This is a genomic window from Nocardioides sp. GCM10023255 (assembly GCF_042653125.1).
Taxonomy (GTDB): domain Bacteria; phylum Actinomycetota; class Actinomycetes; order Propionibacteriales; family Nocardioidaceae; genus Nocardioides.
Map to the genome: position 1 here is coordinate 311,759 of NZ_JBHSHU010000004.1, position 15,110 is coordinate 326,868.

Below are 15,110 nucleotides of genomic sequence, written 5' to 3' on the forward strand. Positions count from 1 at the left end.
GGGCGCAGCGCCGAGCGTCGGGGGCATGACGACGAAGGCGACCCCGTTGCAGACGGTCCGGGCCCTCGCGGTGGTCTCGGGAGGGCCGCTGCTGCTGGCGCTGGGCGCGGTCACGGCCCCGCTGTCCGCCGTACGCCGCTGGCCCGACCGCGCCCCCGGACCTGCGGCGCGGCGTACGGCGTGGGCGGCCACCGCCGCCGGGCTGGCGCTCCCGTGGGTGTACGTCGGCGCGGTGCGGCCGTGGCTGCAGCGCTGGGGCGCGACCGAGGAGGAGCGTCGGCGCCGCTACCCGAGCGACGGCGAGCGACCGCCGCTCTCGACCAGCACCCGTGCGGTCACGGTCCGCGCGCCCGCTCACGAGGTGTGGCCGTGGCTGGTGCAGATCGGGCAGGACAAGGGCGGCTTCTACTCCTACGACTGGCTGGAGAACCTGGCCGGCTGCCGGCTGCACACGGCCGACGAGGTCCACGCCGAGTGGCAGGACCTCGAGCCCGGTGACCCGCTCGTGCTCGCGCCGGGGTTCGCGACCCGCGTCACCGAGGTCGACCCCCCGCACGCCCTGGTCATCGAGGGCTGGGGCGGCTACGTCGTGGAGCCGGACTGGGACGGTGGCTGCCGCCTGATCGCCCGCTCCCACGTCGACCGCGGCCCCGGCGCCCTGGCCTACTACCTCCTCCTCGAGCTGCCGCACGCGGTGATGGAGCGCCGGATGCTGCTGGGCATCAAGGAGCGGGCCGAGGCCGCTCACGCGGGATAGTCCGGCACGTTTCCGACCGGTCGTGGCGGGCGGTACGCCGCAAACGTGCCGGACTATCCCTCCAAAAAGATTGCAAAGACATCTTTGCAAATGAATCTTTGCGGTCTAGGCTGCCGCTGTGGACCTCACCTCGATCACCCCTTCGCCGGCCGGGCTGAAGGCGCTCGCGCACCCCGTCCGGCTGCGGATGCTGGGGATACTGCGCATCGACGGGCCGGCGACGGCGACCATGCTGGCGACCCGGCTCGGACTGAACAGCGGCGCGACGTCGTACCACCTGCGGCAGCTCGCGCAGCACGGCTTCGTCGAGGAGGACACCGAGCGCGGCAACGCCCGGGACCGCTGGTGGCGGGCCGCGCACCAGTCGACCACCACCGAGCTGACCCCGCCGGACGACCCTGACGAGCGCGAGACGCTGGAGGCCTATCTCCAGTCCGTCGTCGTCGTGATGACCCAGACGCTGCAGCGCTCCGTCGAGGAGCTTCCCCTCCTGCCGAAGGCGTGGGCCGAGGCGACGACGTACAGCGACTGGGTGGTCCGCCTGACCCCGCAGCGAGCGCTCGCGCTCGTCGAGCAGGTGATGGCGACGATCCAGGAGGCCGAGGACGAGGAGGACGACGACGCCGTCGAGTACGTCGTCCAGCTCAACGGCTTCCCCTACCCCGGCAAGCTCGGAAGGAGCCCCGAATGAGCACCCGCAAGCCGCTCTACGGCTGGCTGACCTCGGAGGCGATCTCGCTCACCGGCACCCGGGTGTCGATGCTCGCCCTGCCGTTCTTCGTCTACACGACCACGGGCAGCGCCACCCGCACCGGCCTGGTGGCGGTTGCCGAGATGCTGCCGCTGGTGCTGCTCAAGGTCCTCGGCGGGCCGCTCATCGACCGGCTCGGCGCGCGCCGCGTCAGCATCGGCTGCGACCTCGGGAGCCTGGTGGCGGTCGGCGCCATCCCGGCCCTGCACCTGCTCGGCCTGCTGACCTTCCCGGTCTTCCTGGCGCTGGTCGCTGTCGCCGGCGCGCTGCGTGGTCCCGGCGACAGCGCCAAGCAATCGCTGGTGCCCGTCCTGGTCGCGCACGCCGACGTACCCATGGAGCGGGCGACCGGCCTGTACGGCACGGTCGAGCGCTCCGCGTCGATGCTCGGCTGGGCCTTCGCCGGCGGCCTGGTGGCGGCGGTCGGCCCGACCAACGCGCTCCTGGTCGACGCCGCCACCTTCGGACTGTCCGCGGCGGTGCTCGCGTGGTCGACCCACGGGTTCGGGAGCGGCACGCGGGCAGAGCCGGCGCCGGCAACCGACGCCACAGCGGGCTCGCCGGGCTACCTCGCCCAGCTGCACGAGGGCTGGACCTTCCTGCGCAGCGACCGGGTGCTCGTGGCGATGACCGCGATGGTTGCGCTGACCAACCTGATCGACCTGGCCTTCACCTCGGTGCTGGTGCCGGTCTGGGCGGTGGAGTCCGGTGGCGGGGCGACCGCGATCGGCCTGCTCTTCGGAGTGTTCAGCGGTGCGGCCGCGCTCGGCTCGGTGGTGGCCGCCGCCTGGGCGGACCGTCTCCCGCGCTACCGGACCTACCTGTTCGCGTTCCTTATCTGCGGGTTGCCGCGGTACGCCGTCCTCGCGCTCGACGCCCCGCTGTGGGCGGTGCTGGCGGTGGCGGTCGCCGGCGGCTTCGCCTCCGGGTTCCTCAACCCGGTGCTGGGCGCGGTGACCTTCGAGCGGATCCCCGCCCCCCTCGTCGGCCGGGTCACCTCGCTCACGTCGGCGCTCTGCTTCGCCCTGATGCCCCTCGGCGGCCTGCTCGGCGGTGGCCTGACCAGCGCGTTCGGGCTGACGACCGCGATGCTGGTCTGTGGTGGCGCCTACTTCCTGGTCACGATGCTGCCGGCGGTGGACCCGCGCTGGCGCGAGATCGACCACCGACCTGTCGCGGCTTCACGTCCTGAGGCCGCCGACCCGTCGCTCTTTCACGACCAGGACGCATCGACCCGTCGCCCGTCGACGACCGACAGTCGTGAAGCTGCGACGGGTCGGCGCGCCTGACGCGTCAAGCCGCGACGGGTCGACGTGCTGACGCGTCAAGCCGCGACGGATCGACGTGCTGACGCGTCAAGCTGCGACGGGTCGACGTGCTGACGCGTCAAGCCGCGACGGGTCGGTCAGCGCGGGAACCCCTGGGCCAGCTTGATCAGCCGGTCGTTGGCCTCGTCCTCGCCGATGGAGACCCGGGCGCCCTCACCGGCGAACGGGCGCACCACGATGCCGAGCTCGTCGGCCGCGGCCGCGAAGTCGGCAGTGCGGTCGCCGAGCTCGAACCACACGAAGTTGCCCTGGGCCTCCGGGACGTCCCAGCCGGCGGCACGCAGCCCCTCGACCACGCGGGTGCGCTCGGCGACCAGCGCCTCGACGCGCTCGAGCAGCTCGGGCTCGCGCTCGAGCGACGCGATGGCGGCGGCCTGGGCGACGGTCGACACCCCGAACGGCAGGGACACCGCGCGCAGCGCGGCCGCGATCGGAGCCGGGGCCACGGCGTACCCCACCCGGAAGCCGGCCAGTCCGTAGGCCTTGGAGAAGGTGCGGGTGAGCACGACGTTCTGGTGCGCGCGGTAGGTCGCGATCCCGTCGACCGGGTCGGCCATCCGGACGAACTCGACGTAGGCCTCGTCCACCACGACCAGCACGTGCGGCGGCACCTTGGCCAGGAACGCGTCGAGCTCGGCCTGCGTCACCGCGGGGCCGGTGGGGTTGTTGGGCGTGCAGACCAGCACCACCTTGGTGCGGTCGGTGATCGCCGCCGCCATCGCGTCGAGGTCGTGGCGCCCGTCGGCCAGCACCGGCACCCGGACGGCCGTGGCGGCCGCGGCCGTGACCGCGATCGGGTAGGCCTCGAAGGAGCGCCAGGCGAAGAGCACCTCGTCGCCGGGGTCGCAGAACGCCTGCACCAGCTGGTAGATCAGGCCGACCGAGCCGGTCGCCAGCGACAGGTCCCCGGCCGGCACGCCCAGCTTCTCGGCCAGCGCCGCGTACAACGCGGTCGACCCCATGTCGGGGTAGCGGTTCATCGACGCGACCGCCTCCTGCACCGCCTCGACCACGCCCGGCAGCGGCGGGTAGGGGTTCTCGTTCGAGGAGAGCTTGTACGACGTCATCCCCGGGCGGACCGTCGGCGGCTTGCCCGCGACGTACGGCGGGATCGCGCCGATGTTGGGCCGGGGACGAGGAGCGTCGGTGCTGGTCATGCGGCCGAGATTAGTGGTACTGCCGGCTGCGGCCGCGCCACGGTCGCAGCACCGGCACCAGCACGATCCCGATCGCCACCCCGAGGGCCGCCCCGGTGACGTTGTCGACGACGTCGGTCACGTCGCACGCCCGGTCGATCCGGGCCAGCGCCAGCTGGGTCGCCTCGATCGCCGCGGAGTACGCCGCCAGCCCGACCAGGCCCAGCGGCACCAGCACCCACCCGGCCCGCCAGCGGGCCACCGTGAGCACCAGCAACGCCCCGGACGGCACGAACAGCACGGTGTTGAGCAGCCGCTGCCCGCTCTCGAAGATCCAGAACCCCTCCGGCGCCGGGCCGCCGACGTCCCACGAGCAGCTCGTCAGCCGGTCCTCGGCGTAGACCACCCCCGGCGCGCCCTGCGCCGGGATCAGGGTGACGCAGGCGATCACGACCAGCGACCAGAGCAGCCCGGCGAAGGCGAAGGCAGAGACCGCGCCGAGCCGGCGCCGGGTCGCGAGCGCGAGCAGCAGGCAGAGCGCGCCCGACGTCACCACGCCGAGCAGCATCACGCCCACCCCACCGACCGGGAACACGGGGTGAGGCTATCCAGAGTGCCTGTGCGGCCGTGCCGGCCGCCCGTCCACCCGGCGCCGGCACGAGCGAGTGACAATGGGTACGACGGGGTCGAGCGCCGCCTCCGCCGGGAGGAGAGATCCGTGGGCCAGCAGTTCGGGACCCTGAGCCTGGAGCACTCCACGACCGTCGACCGGGCGGCACGGGAGCTGCGCCGGGCCGTGTTCGACGGCGAGCTCTCGTCGGGCACGCCGTTGCGCGAGGTGGCGCTGGCCGACTCCCTCGGGGTCTCCCGGCCGACCGTGCGCGAGGCGCTCTCGGCGCTGGTCGCGGAGGGGCTGGCCGTCCGCGAGCCCAACCGCGGGGTCGCCGTGGCCACCCCCGACCCGGACTCGGTGCGCGACGTGTGCCGGGCCCGCGCGGTCCTCGAGATCGCGGGGGTGCGCCGCTGGCCCGAGGCCGACGAGCAGCTGCGCGAGCAGGTCCGCGCCGGGCTGGCCGGGTACGCCGCCGCGGTCCGCTCGGGGGCGGGGTACGCCGAGCTCAACGAGCACCACCTCGCCTTCCACGTCTCGCTCGTCGGACTCACCGGCTCCGAGCGCCTGGTGCGCACCGCCGAGGCGCTCGTCGCCGAGCTCCGGCTGGCGCTGGCCCAGGTGGACCGGGCCCGCCGCAACGCACACGACCAGGCGGACTCCCACACCCACCTCGTGCTGCTGCTCGAGCGCGGGGACGTCGACGGTGCCGCGGCGTACCTCGCCGAGCACCTCGCCGACGCCGAGACCTCGATCCTGGACGCCCTCGACCTGCGGTGAGCTGGGCCGGGGCCACGGGCGATCCCCCTAGGATCGCTGCGTGCGCTTCCTCACCTGGCTCATCGGCACCGCGATCTCGTTGTCGGTCGCGACCTGGCTCTTCGAGGGCATCTGGTTCGAGCCCCGGCACGGCGACGTCTCCGAGAAGGTGGTGCCGCTGCTGCTGGTGGCGCTGATCCTCGGCGTGGTCTCGGCGTTCGTGAAGCCGGTCCTGCAGATCCTGTCCATCCCGTTCATCATCCTGACGCTGGGCCTGTTCCTGCTCGTGATCAACGCGGCGATGCTGATGCTCACCAGCTGGCTGGCCGACAAGCTCGACATCGGCTTCCACGTCGACGGCTTCTGGACCGCGGTCGGCGGCGCGATCGTGATCACGATCGTGGACTGGGTCGTCGACGGCGTGCTCGGCTCGGAGCGGGACCGCTGATGACGCTGCCGGCACCACGCACCGAGGGTCGCTACGCGATCGCGCTGGTCTGCCTCGGCAACATCTGCCGCTCCCCGATGGCCGACGTCGTGCTCGGCGCGCGCATCGAGGAGGCCGGCCTGGCCGAGCGGGTCACCGTCGCGAGCTCCGGCACCGGCGGCTGGCACGTCGGCGACCCGATGGACCGGCGCGCGGCGGCGACCCTGACCGCGGCGGGGTACGACGCCAGCCGGCACCGCGCCCGGCAGTTCACCCCCGCCTGGCTCGAGGAGTTCGACCTGGTGCTGGCCATGGACGCGCAGAACCTCGCCGACATCGGCGGCGAGGCCGCCCGCGTGCGCCTGTTCCGCGACTTCGATCCGCTCGTTCCGGGTGGGGAGGTGCCGGACCCGTACTACGGTGGGGCCGACGGCTTCGAGGAGGTGCTCACCATGGTGGAGCGCACCGCGGCGACCATCGTCGCCCACCTGGAGGCTGCCCTGCGCCCGGAGACACTGCGCCCGGAGACCCGGCACCCGGACCGGCCGCGTGCGGAGCATCCCGCGCCGTGACCCGTCAGCCGCTGGTCGCCAGGCGCGCCGAGGACCTCCTCGGCGCCGCCGTGGTGGCCACGGCCCCGGTCGCCGGTGGCGACATCGCGACCGCGACGCGGCTGCGGCTCAGCAACGGCACGACCGCCCTGATGAAGACCCTGCCGCACGCCCCGGCCGACTTCTTCGAGAGCGAGGCCCACGGCCTGCGCTGGCTCGCCGAGAGCGGCGGCGTCGCCGTCCCCGAGGTGCTCGCGGTGGACCACGAGTGCCTGATCGTCGCGTGGGTCGAGCCGGGCAAGGTCACCGCCGACGCGGCGGCCGGCTTCGGCCGGGCCCTGGCCGCCACCCACGGCGCCGGCGCGGCGTCGTACGGCCTGGACCGCGACGGCTACATCGGCAAGCTGCCGCTGCCCAACCGGCCGGCCGACACCTGGGCGGAGTTCTTCGCGACCCGCCGGGTGCTGCCCTACCTGAAGCTGGCGCGCGACCGCGGCGCGATCACCGACCACGACGCCGCCGCGGTCGAGGCGGTCGTCGCCCGGCTGCCCGCGCTGGTCCCCGAGGAGCCGCCCTCGCGGCTGCACGGCGACCTGTGGAACGGCAACGTGCTGTGGGGCGTCGACGGCCGCGCCCACGTGATCGACCCCGCGGCGCACGGCGGCCACCGCGAGACCGACCTCGCGATGCTCGCGCTCTTCGGGCTGCCGCACCTGCCCCGCGTCCTCGACGCGTACGCCGAGGCCAGCCCGCTCGCGGACGGGTGGGAGGACCGGGTCGGGCTGCACCAGCTCTTCCCGCTGCTGGTCCACGCCTGCCTGTTCGGGGGCGGGTACGGCGCCCGCGCCGCGCAGACCGCGCGGGGCTACGTCTAGGCCCGACTCTCAGTCACGACTCAGGCTCGGCTGGCACAGTAGGTCCGTGACCGTCTCGCCTCCCGGGGGCCTGCCCCGGCCCCGTGTGCTCGTCGTCGACGACGACAAGGCCGTGCGCGAGTCGCTGCGACGCTCGCTCGAGTTCAACGGGTACGCCGTCAGCCTGGCCGCCGACGGCGCCGAGGCGCTCGCGGGACTCAGCTCGCCGGCGGCGGGAGCCGCGCCGGACGTCGTGGTGATGGACGTGATGATGCCGCGCCTCGACGGCATCGAGACCACCAAGGCGCTGCGCGCCGCGGGCAACGACGTCCCGATCCTGGTGCTCACCGCCCGCGACGCCGTGGGTGACCGGGTCGAGGGCCTCGACGCCGGTGCCGACGACTACCTCACCAAGCCGTTCGCGCTGCAGGAGCTGCTGGCCCGGCTGCGGGCGCTGCTGCGCCGCGCGGTGCCCCGGGAGGACGAGGCCGAGGACAAGCTCGCCTTCTCCGACCTCTCGATGGACGTGGCGACCCGCGAGGTCCGTCGCGGCGACCGGCTGGTGGAGCTGACCCGGACCGAGTTCACGCTGCTGGAGATGTTCCTGCGCCGCCCCCGGCGGGTGCTGGAGCGCTCGTTCATCCTCGAGGAGGTCTGGGGATACGACTTCCCCACCACGGCGAACTCGCTGGAGGTCTACGTCGGCTACCTGCGCCGCAAGACCGAGGCCGAGGGCGAGCCGCGGCTGATCCACACCGTGCGCGGGGTCGGCTACGTGCTGAAGGAGACATGAGCGCGCTCACCCCGCCCCCGTCGCCACCCGGAGCCACACCCCCGGAGCCACCTCCGCCCGCGGTGCCGCCGGGAGACGACCGGCGCTGGCACTACCGGCGGTCGCTGGCGAGCCGGGTGACGCTGCTGACCACGATCGCCGTCGGCCTCGCGGTCGCCTTCGTGGCCGCCGGCGCGTTCCTGACCGTCAAGATGCAGCTGCAGTCCACGCTCGACCAGTCGCTGCTCGACCGGGCGCACGCAGCGGCCAAGTCCGACGCGCTGTCCCGGATCACCGACAACTACAAGCTGCCCTCGTGGGCGCTGGGCGCCTCCGACGTACGCATCGCGTTCATCTACGACGACGGCAGCGGTGTCGTGCTCGACAACGGCCCCGACCTCCCGCTGGGCGACCCGGAGTTCCAGGTGTCGGCGGGCCGGTCCGAGTCGAGCACCCGGACCGTCTCGGTCGAGGGGACCCGCTACCGCGTCGTGGCGGTGCCGACCACCAGCCGCGGCCAGGCCCTGGTCATCGCGCAGTCCCTCGACGGCCAGGAGCGGGTGCTGGCCCGGCTCGGCGTCGTGATGCTGCTCTTCGGGCTCGCCGGCGTGATCGCCGCCGCGATGGCCGGGTGGGCGGTGGCCCGCAACGGCCTGCGCCCGGTGCGGCGCCTGACCACCTCGGTCGAGCACATCGCCCGCACCGAGGACCTCACCCCGCTGCCGGTCGAGGGCGACGACGAGATCGCGCGGCTGGCGACGGCGTTCAACCAGATGCTCACCGCCCTCTCGGCGTCCCGCGACCGCCAGCGCCAGCTGGTCGCCGACGCCGGCCACGAGCTGCGTACGCCGCTGACGTCGCTGCGCACCAACCTCGACCTGCTGGCCCAGGCCGACGGCCCCCACGCGGGCGGCGGGCTGCCGCCCGCGGCACGGGCCGAGCTCCTCGAGGACGTCCGGGCCCAGATCGAGGAGCTCACCACCCTGATCGGCGACCTGGTCGAGCTGGCCCGCGACGAGCCGCTCACCCACGTGGTGGAGTCGGTGGACCTCGCCGAGGTCGCGGACCGGGCGGTCGCCCGGGTCCGGCGCCGCGCGCCGGGCGTGACGTTCGAGGTGGCCACCGGGCCCTGGTGGGTCACCGGCGAGCCCGCCGCCCTGGAGCGGGCCATCACCAACCTCCTCGACAACGCCGCGAAGTGGAGCCCGCCGGGCGGCACCGTGCACGTGCGGCTGGACGACGGCGTGCTGACCGTCGACGACCAGGGCCCCGGCATCGCACCCGACGACCTGCCCCACGTCTTCGACCGCTTCTACCGCTCCCAGGAGTCGCGCTCCATGCCCGGCTCCGGGCTGGGGCTCTCGATCGTGCGCCAGGTCGCCTCCCGGCACTCCGGCAGCGTGGTGGCGGACGGCTCGCCGGCCGGCGGTGCGCGCCTCACCCTGGAGCTGCCGGGCGCCCCGTACCCGCCCGCGGAGGACGCGGCCTTCACCTCCTGACCGGAGATGGTCCAACGCCCCTACCGGGCGGGACCTGCGGGGCACAGCGTTGAGGCGTCCGAACCGTGCCGGAGGTGACTCCCTATGTTCCAGGACCGTGCCGACGCAGGACGACGGCTGGCGCGCGCGCTCGCCGGCTACCGCACCGCGAACCCGGTCGTGCTCGGGCTACCCCGGGGCGGGGTGCCGGTCGCCTTCGAGGTGGCCAGAGCCCTCCAGGCCCCGCTCGACGTGCTGTGCGTGCGCAAGCTCGGGCTGCCCTCGCAACCGGAGCTGGCCGTGGGCGCGGTCGGCGAGGACGGCGTGCTCGTGGTCAACCCGGACGTGGTCGCCGCCAGCGGTCTGACCGCGACCGCCCTCGACGCGCTCGAGGAGACCGGGCGTGCCGAGCTCGACGACCGGGTCCACCGGCTGCGCGGCGACGGCCGCCGACTCGCGCTGGGCGACCGCGTGGCCATCGTGGTGGACGACGGGATCGCGACCGGCGCCACCGCCCGGGCCGCCTGCCAGGTCGCGCGGGCGCACGGCGCCCGGTCGGTCGTGCTCGCCGTCCCGGCCGCCTCCAGCCGGACGGTGGCGGAGCTGCGGCGCGAGGTCGACGACCTGGTCTGCCTCGACCAGCCGCACCCGTTCTGGGCGGTCGGGCAGGTCTACCGCGACTTCGGCCAGGTCGCCGACGCCGAGGTGCTGGCGCTGCTCGCGAGAGCGTCGTGGTCGAAGCAGGCGCCGGCGGTCGAGGCCGATCCACGCGCCCCCCGGGAGGTCCTCGTCCCCGTCCCGGGCGCCGGGGCGCCGCTGGCCGGCATCCTCGACGTACCGCCCCGCCCCCTCGGCCTGGTCGTGTTCGCGCACGGCAGCGGCAGCAGCCGGCTCAGCCCGCGCAACCGGCGGGTGGCCGCGGTGCTGTCCGAGGCCGGTCTCGGGACCCTGCTGATGGACCTGATGACCGTCGGCGAGGAGGGTGACCGGGAGCTGGTGTTCGACATCGCCTTCCTCACCGAGCGGCTGGTCGGCGCCTGCTCCTGGCTGCTGCAGCAGCCCGGCTGCCGGCACCTGCCGCTCGGGCTGTTCGGAGCGAGCACCGGCGCAGCGGCCGCCCTGTCCGCAGCCGCGGACCCGCGTCTCGACGTGTCCGCGGTCGTCTCCCGGGGCGGTCGGCCCGACCTGACGACCGCGGACCTCGCCCGGGTGCGCACACCCACCCTGCTCATCGTCGGCGGTCACGACCCCCAGGTGCTGCAGCTCAACCGCCGGGCCCAGGACCGGCTCCCCGACGCCAGCCTGGTCGTGGTCCCCGGCGCCACGCACCTGTTCGAGGAGCCCGGCACCCTGGACCGGGTCGCGCAGCTGGCCCGCGACTGGTTCCTCGGGCACCTGGTGCACCGTCACGGCGTCGCCACACCCACCGGCTGACGCCGCCCGGAGGGGCCTGACCCAAGGCCCTGCCCCGTGCCGACCTTCGGCCCTGCACCGCGGCCCGGGTCGGCGATGGACTGGCGGGACCCGGAAGGAGCGGCCCCGTGCCCGACCAGACCCCGCCGTCGTACGACGAGCTCCCCTACGACCGGCTCCGCAGGACCTTCACCTGGCAGCAGGCCCGCGCCGCGCTGTCCGGGCTGCCCGGGGGACGCGGGCTCAACATCGCCCACGAGGCCGTCGACCGGCACGTCGACGCCGGGGCCGGTGACCTCCCGGCACTGCGCTGCGTGGCCGAGGACCGTTCCACCCGGACCCTGACCTACGAGCAGCTGCGCCGGGAGACCAACCGGTTCGCCAACGTGCTCGTCGAGCTCGGCATCACCCGCGGCGACCGGGTGATGACGCTGCTCGGACGGCAGGAGGAGCAGTACGTCGCCGCGCTCGGCACGCTCAAGCAGGGGGCCGTCCTCTCCCCGCTGTTCTCCTCCTTCGGACCCGAGCCGATCCGCCAGCGGCTGCTGCTCAGCGGGGCGCGGGTGCTGGTCACGACCGCGACCCTGTACCGCCGCAAGGTCGCCGGCCTCCTCGACGACGTACCGACGCTGGAGCACGTCCTCGTCGTGGGCGAGCCGCCGGACCAGCGCACCACCAGCCTGACCGCGCTGCTGGCCGACGCCTCGGAGGACTTCGAGATCCCGGACACCCGGCCCGACGAGCCGGCGCTGCTGCACTTCACCAGCGGCACGACGGGCCGCCCCAAGGGCGCGGTGCACGTGCACGAGGCGGTGGTCGCCCACCACGCGACCTCGCGGTTCGCGCTCGACCTGCGCGAGGGCGACGTGTTCTGGTGCACCGCCGACCCGGGCTGGGTGACCGGCACGTCGTACGGCATCATCGCGCCGCTCACGCACCGGGCGACCGTGGTGACCTACGCCGGGGAGTTCGACGCACGGGAGTGGTACCAGCTGCTCGAGGAGCAGCAGGTCAACGTCTGGTACACCGCGCCGACCGCGCTGCGGATGCTGATGAAGTACGGCGCCGACGCGGCCCGGGCCCACGACCTGTCCGCCCTGCGCCACATCGCCAGCGTCGGCGAGGCGCTGAACCCCGAGGTGGTGACCTGGGGCAGCGAGGCCTACGGACGCCCCATCCACGACAACTGGTGGCAGACCGAGACCGGCGCGATCATGGTGAGCAACTACCCGGGCATGGCGATCCGGCCCGGCTCCATGGGCCGCCCGATGCCGGGGGTCGAGGCGGCCGTGCTGGTCCGCGGCGAGAACGGACGGGCCCTCGTCGAGGACGGACGGACCCGGGTCGCCGGGCCGGGCGTCACCGGCGAGCTCGCGCTGCGGCCCGGCTGGCCGTCGATGTTCCGCGGCTACCTCGGCGAGGAGGAGCGCTACCGCTCGTGCTTCGGCGGCGGGTGGTACCTCAGCGGCGACCTGGCCCGCACCGACGAGGACGGCTACTTCTGGTTCGTCGGCCGGGCCGACGACGTCATCAAGTCGGCCGGCCACCTGATCGGGCCGTTCGAGGTCGAGACCGCGCTGATGGAGCACCCGGCCGTGGTGGAGGCCGGCGTGATCGGCAAGCCCGACCCGGTCGCCGGCGAGCTGGTGAAGGCGTTCGTGACCCTGCGCCCCGGCTACGAGGCGACCGAGGACCTGCGCCGTGAGCTGCTGGCGTTCGGGCGCCGCGGGCTCGGCGGCCTGGCTCCCAAGGAGATCGACTTCGACCAGCACCTGCCGCACACGAGCAGCGGCAAGGTGATGCGCCGGCTGCTCAAGGCCCGTGAGCTCGGGCTCCCCGAGGGCGACGTCTCGACCCTGGAGCACTCGTCATGAGCCTCCTCGACGAGCAGGGTGCACCCCGGCCGGGTGGCACCGGCAGCGAGCACCGCACCGGGCTGCTGCGCACGATGCTGCTGATCCGCCGCTTCGAGGAGCAGTGTGCGGAGCTCTACAGCGCCACCCGGATCCGCGGCTTCCTGCACCTCTACGTCGGCGAGGAGGCGGTCGCGACCGGGGTGATGGCCGCGCTGCGGCCCGACGACGCCGTCGTCTCGACCTACCGCGAGCACGGGCACGCGCTGGCCCGCGGCGTGCCGGTGGAGTCGCTGATGGCGGAGATGTTCGGGCGGGTCACCGGCTGCAGCCGTGGCCGCGGCGGCTCCATGCACCTGTTCGACATGGCCACCCGGTTCGTCGGCGGCAACGCGGTGGTCGCCGGCGGGATCCCGCTGGCGGTCGGGCTGGCGCTGGCCGACCACATGCAGCACCGGGACCGGGTCACCGCCTGCTTCTTCGGCGACGGTGCCGTCGCCGAGGGCGAGTTCCACGAGGCGATGAACCTGGCCGCCCTGTGGCGGCTGCCGGTGCTGTTCTGCTGCGAGAACAACCGCTACGCCATGGGCACCTCGATCGCCAAGGAGCACGCCCAGACCGACCTGGCGCTGCGCGCGTCGTCGTACGGCATGGCCGCCTGGCCGGTGGACGGCATGGACGTGCTGGCCGTGGAGGAGGCCGCCACCCGGGCCGTGGAGGAGATCCGCGGTGGCGGAGCCCCGGTGTTCCTGGAGCTGCGGACCTACCGGTTCCGGGCGCACTCGATGTACGACCCGGACCGCTACCGGACCAAGGAGGAGGTCGCGGCCTGGCGGGGCCACGACCCGCTGGCCGCGCTCCAGGAGCTGATGCGGGCCGAGGGCCAGCTCGACGACGCCGGTCTCGCCGCCCTCGAGGAGGAGGTCGCCGGGCTGCTGGCCCGCGCGATCGAGGCCGCCGACGCCGCGGCGCAGGAGCCGGTGGAGGACCTCACCCGCTTCGTGACCAGCCCCGCCGCGGACGCGGGTGAGTGAGGTGACCACCACCGAGACCACGCGGACGACGACCTACCGCGAAGCCATGCGGGAGGCGATGCGGGAGGCGATGCGGGCCGACGAGCGGGTGTTCCTGATGGGTGAGGACGTCGGCAGCTACGGCGGCTGCTTCGCGGTCAGCCTCGGCCTGCTGGAGGAGTTCGGGCCCGACCGGGTCCGGGACACGCCGCTGTCGGAGTCGGGGTTCGTGGGTGCCGGCATCGGTGCCGCGATCGGCGGGATGCGGCCGATCGTCGAGATCATGACGGTCAACTTCAGCCTGCTGGCGCTCGACCAGATCCTCAACAACGCCGCGTCGCTGCTGCACATGTCCGGCGGGCAGTTCAACGTGCCGCTGGTGATCCGGATGACCACCGGAGCGGGCCGGCAGCTGGCCGCGCAGCACTCGCACAGCCTGGAGGGGTGGTACGCCCACATCCCGGGCCTACGGGTGCTGGCGCCCGCCACGGTCGAGGACGCCCGCGGCATGCTCGCGCCGGCGCTGGCCGACCCGGACCCGGTGCTGATCTTCGAGCACGGCTCGCTCTACAACCTCTCCGGCGAGCTCGCCGCCGACGCGGGCCCGGTCGACCTCGACCACGCCGCGGTCCGCCGCACCGGCGAGGACGTCACGATCGTGGCGTACGGCGGCACGGTGCCGAAGGCGATGGCGGCCGCGGACCTCCTCGCCTCCGAGGGCCGCTCGGCCGAGGTCGTCGACCTCCGCACCCTGCGGCCGCTCGACGACGCGACCGTCCTCGCGTCGGTGCGGCGCACGCACCGGGTCGTGGTGGTCGACGAGGGCTGGCGCACCGGCAGCCTGTCGGCCGAGGTCAGCGCCCGGATCACCGAGCAGGCGTTCTACGACCTCGACGCCCCCGTGGAGCGGGTGTGCACCGCGGAGGTGCCGCTGCCCTACCCGCGCCACCTCGAGGAGGCCGCTCTCCCCCAGCCCGCGACGATCGCGGACGCCGCCCGGCGCACCCTGGGGCAGGGATGAGCGACTTCACGATGCCCTCGCTGGGCGCGGACATGGACGAGGGGACGCTGCTGGAGTGGCTCGTGAAGCCCGGCGACGCCGTGCACAAGGGCGACATCCTGGCCGTGGTGGACACCTCCAAGGCGGAGATCGAGGTCGAGAGCTTCGCCGACGGCGTGGTCGACCAGCTCGTGGTCGAGCCCGGCACGAAGGTCCCGGTCGGCGCGGTCCTGGCCACGCTCGCCCCCATCGTCGAGTCGACGCAGGCTCGTCGCGAGGAGCCGCCGAGTCGGCGCGAGGTCGTCGCGGAGAAGACACCGACCCACCGCGAGGCCGGCGCGCAGCCCCACGTCTCCTCCCCGCTGGTGCGTCGCGAGGCCGAGCAGCTGGGCCTCGACCTCGGCTCGC

At 74.1% G+C, this 15,110-nt stretch carries 16 protein-coding genes; 14 read left to right on the forward strand and 2 right to left on the reverse strand.

Translation table 11 applies throughout. The annotated features are described in order from the left end of the window. The first annotated feature begins 25 nt into the window (after positions 1-25). From ACFO9I_RS09015 to ACFO9I_RS09025, 3 genes are all read left to right on the forward strand, one after another. Positions 26-757: a hypothetical protein gene (locus ACFO9I_RS09015; protein WP_379179953.1), complete on the forward strand. Its 732-nt coding sequence runs from the start codon at positions 26-28 to the stop codon at positions 755-757. A gap of 118 nt (positions 758-875) precedes the next feature. Then, complete coding sequence (locus ACFO9I_RS09020; protein ID WP_379179955.1) at positions 876-1,448, forward strand: ArsR/SmtB family transcription factor; 573 nt, start codon at positions 876-878, stop codon at positions 1,446-1,448. Further along, positions 1,445-2,797, forward strand: coding sequence for an MFS transporter (locus tag ACFO9I_RS09025; RefSeq protein ID WP_379179957.1), 1,353 nt, complete (start codon positions 1,445-1,447; stop codon positions 2,795-2,797). The genes ACFO9I_RS09020 and ACFO9I_RS09025 overlap by 4 nt, the downstream gene beginning before the upstream one ends. Positions 2,798-2,913: 116 nt before the next feature. Here ACFO9I_RS09025 and hisC read toward each other — a convergent pair whose 3' ends face one another. Next, a complete protein-coding gene (gene hisC / locus ACFO9I_RS09030) occupies positions 2,914-3,993 on the reverse strand; it encodes a histidinol-phosphate transaminase (RefSeq protein WP_379179959.1) in 1,080 nt (359 codons plus the stop codon). Between the two features lie 10 nt (positions 3,994-4,003). Continuing rightward, on the reverse strand, positions 4,004-4,567 hold the full coding sequence (locus ACFO9I_RS09035) for a VanZ family protein (protein ID WP_379179961.1): 564 nt from the start codon (positions 4,565-4,567) through the stop codon (positions 4,004-4,006). A gap of 123 nt (positions 4,568-4,690) precedes the next feature. On the opposite strand from ACFO9I_RS09035, the gene ACFO9I_RS09040 reads away from it, so the two are divergent. The 11 genes from ACFO9I_RS09040 to ACFO9I_RS09090 all read left to right on the forward strand — a co-directional run. After that, positions 4,691-5,362, forward strand: coding sequence for a GntR family transcriptional regulator (locus ACFO9I_RS09040; RefSeq protein WP_379179963.1), 672 nt, complete (start codon positions 4,691-4,693; stop codon positions 5,360-5,362). Positions 5,363-5,402: 40 nt separating this feature from the next. Then, entirely contained in the window at positions 5,403-5,789 is a 387-nt protein-coding gene (locus ACFO9I_RS09045) for a phage holin family protein (protein ID WP_379179965.1), read from the forward strand. Beyond that, positions 5,789-6,340 (forward strand): low molecular weight protein-tyrosine-phosphatase, encoded by a 552-nt coding sequence (locus ACFO9I_RS09050; RefSeq protein WP_379179967.1) that lies wholly within the window; start codon positions 5,789-5,791, stop codon positions 6,338-6,340. The genes ACFO9I_RS09045 and ACFO9I_RS09050 overlap by 1 nt, the downstream gene beginning before the upstream one ends. Further along, positions 6,337-7,194, forward strand: coding sequence for a fructosamine kinase family protein (locus ACFO9I_RS09055; RefSeq protein ID WP_379179969.1), 858 nt, complete (start codon positions 6,337-6,339; stop codon positions 7,192-7,194). The genes ACFO9I_RS09050 and ACFO9I_RS09055 overlap by 4 nt, the downstream gene beginning before the upstream one ends. 46 nt (positions 7,195-7,240) lie before the next feature. Next, complete coding sequence (locus tag ACFO9I_RS09060) at positions 7,241-7,966, forward strand: response regulator transcription factor (protein WP_379179971.1); 726 nt, start codon at positions 7,241-7,243, stop codon at positions 7,964-7,966. Further along, positions 7,963-9,444 carry a sensor histidine kinase gene (locus ACFO9I_RS09065; RefSeq protein ID WP_379179973.1) on the forward strand — a complete coding sequence of 494 codons (1,482 nt, stop codon included), beginning with the start codon at positions 7,963-7,965 and terminating at the stop codon, positions 9,442-9,444. The genes ACFO9I_RS09060 and ACFO9I_RS09065 overlap by 4 nt, the downstream gene beginning before the upstream one ends. An 84-nt stretch (positions 9,445-9,528) precedes the next feature. Next, complete coding sequence (locus ACFO9I_RS09070; protein WP_379179975.1) at positions 9,529-10,857, forward strand: phosphoribosyltransferase family protein; 1,329 nt, start codon at positions 9,529-9,531, stop codon at positions 10,855-10,857. A 107-nt stretch (positions 10,858-10,964) separates the two neighbouring features. Continuing rightward, positions 10,965-12,710, forward strand: coding sequence for an acetate--CoA ligase (gene acsA, locus ACFO9I_RS09075; protein WP_379179977.1), 1,746 nt, complete (start codon positions 10,965-10,967; stop codon positions 12,708-12,710). Beyond that, on the forward strand, positions 12,707-13,723 hold the full coding sequence (pdhA, locus tag ACFO9I_RS09080) for a pyruvate dehydrogenase (acetyl-transferring) E1 component subunit alpha (protein WP_379179979.1): 1,017 nt from the start codon (positions 12,707-12,709) through the stop codon (positions 13,721-13,723). The genes acsA and pdhA overlap by 4 nt, the downstream gene beginning before the upstream one ends. A 1-nt stretch (position 13,724) precedes the next feature. After that, positions 13,725-14,723 (forward strand): alpha-ketoacid dehydrogenase subunit beta, encoded by a 999-nt coding sequence (locus ACFO9I_RS09085; protein WP_379179981.1) that lies wholly within the window; start codon positions 13,725-13,727, stop codon positions 14,721-14,723. Continuing rightward, positions 14,720-15,110, forward strand: a 391-nt coding sequence (locus ACFO9I_RS09090; RefSeq protein WP_379179983.1) for a biotin/lipoyl-containing protein, incomplete at its 3' end; no start/stop codon positions are given. The genes ACFO9I_RS09085 and ACFO9I_RS09090, both read left to right, overlap by 4 nt.

What these genes read in the sequence shown, in the direction of transcription:
- ACFO9I_RS09015 (WP_379179953.1), top strand. Translation starts at nt 26, where the DNA reads ATGACGACGAAGGCGACCCCGTTGCAGACGGTCCGGGCCCTCGCGGTG.
- ACFO9I_RS09025 (WP_379179957.1), top strand. Translation starts at nt 1,445, where the DNA reads ATGAGCACCCGCAAGCCGCTCTACGGCTGGCTGACCTCGGAGGCGATC.
- hisC (WP_379179959.1), bottom strand. Translation starts at nt 3,993, where the DNA reads ATGACCAGCACCGACGCTCCTCGTCCCCGGCCCAACATCGGCGCGATC.
- ACFO9I_RS09050 (WP_379179967.1), top strand. Translation starts at nt 5,789, where the DNA reads ATGACGCTGCCGGCACCACGCACCGAGGGTCGCTACGCGATCGCGCTG.
- ACFO9I_RS09065 (WP_379179973.1), top strand. Translation starts at nt 7,963, where the DNA reads ATGAGCGCGCTCACCCCGCCCCCGTCGCCACCCGGAGCCACACCCCCG.
- ACFO9I_RS09070 (WP_379179975.1), top strand. Translation starts at nt 9,529, where the DNA reads ATGTTCCAGGACCGTGCCGACGCAGGACGACGGCTGGCGCGCGCGCTC.
- pdhA (WP_379179979.1), top strand. Translation starts at nt 12,707, where the DNA reads ATGAGCCTCCTCGACGAGCAGGGTGCACCCCGGCCGGGTGGCACCGGC.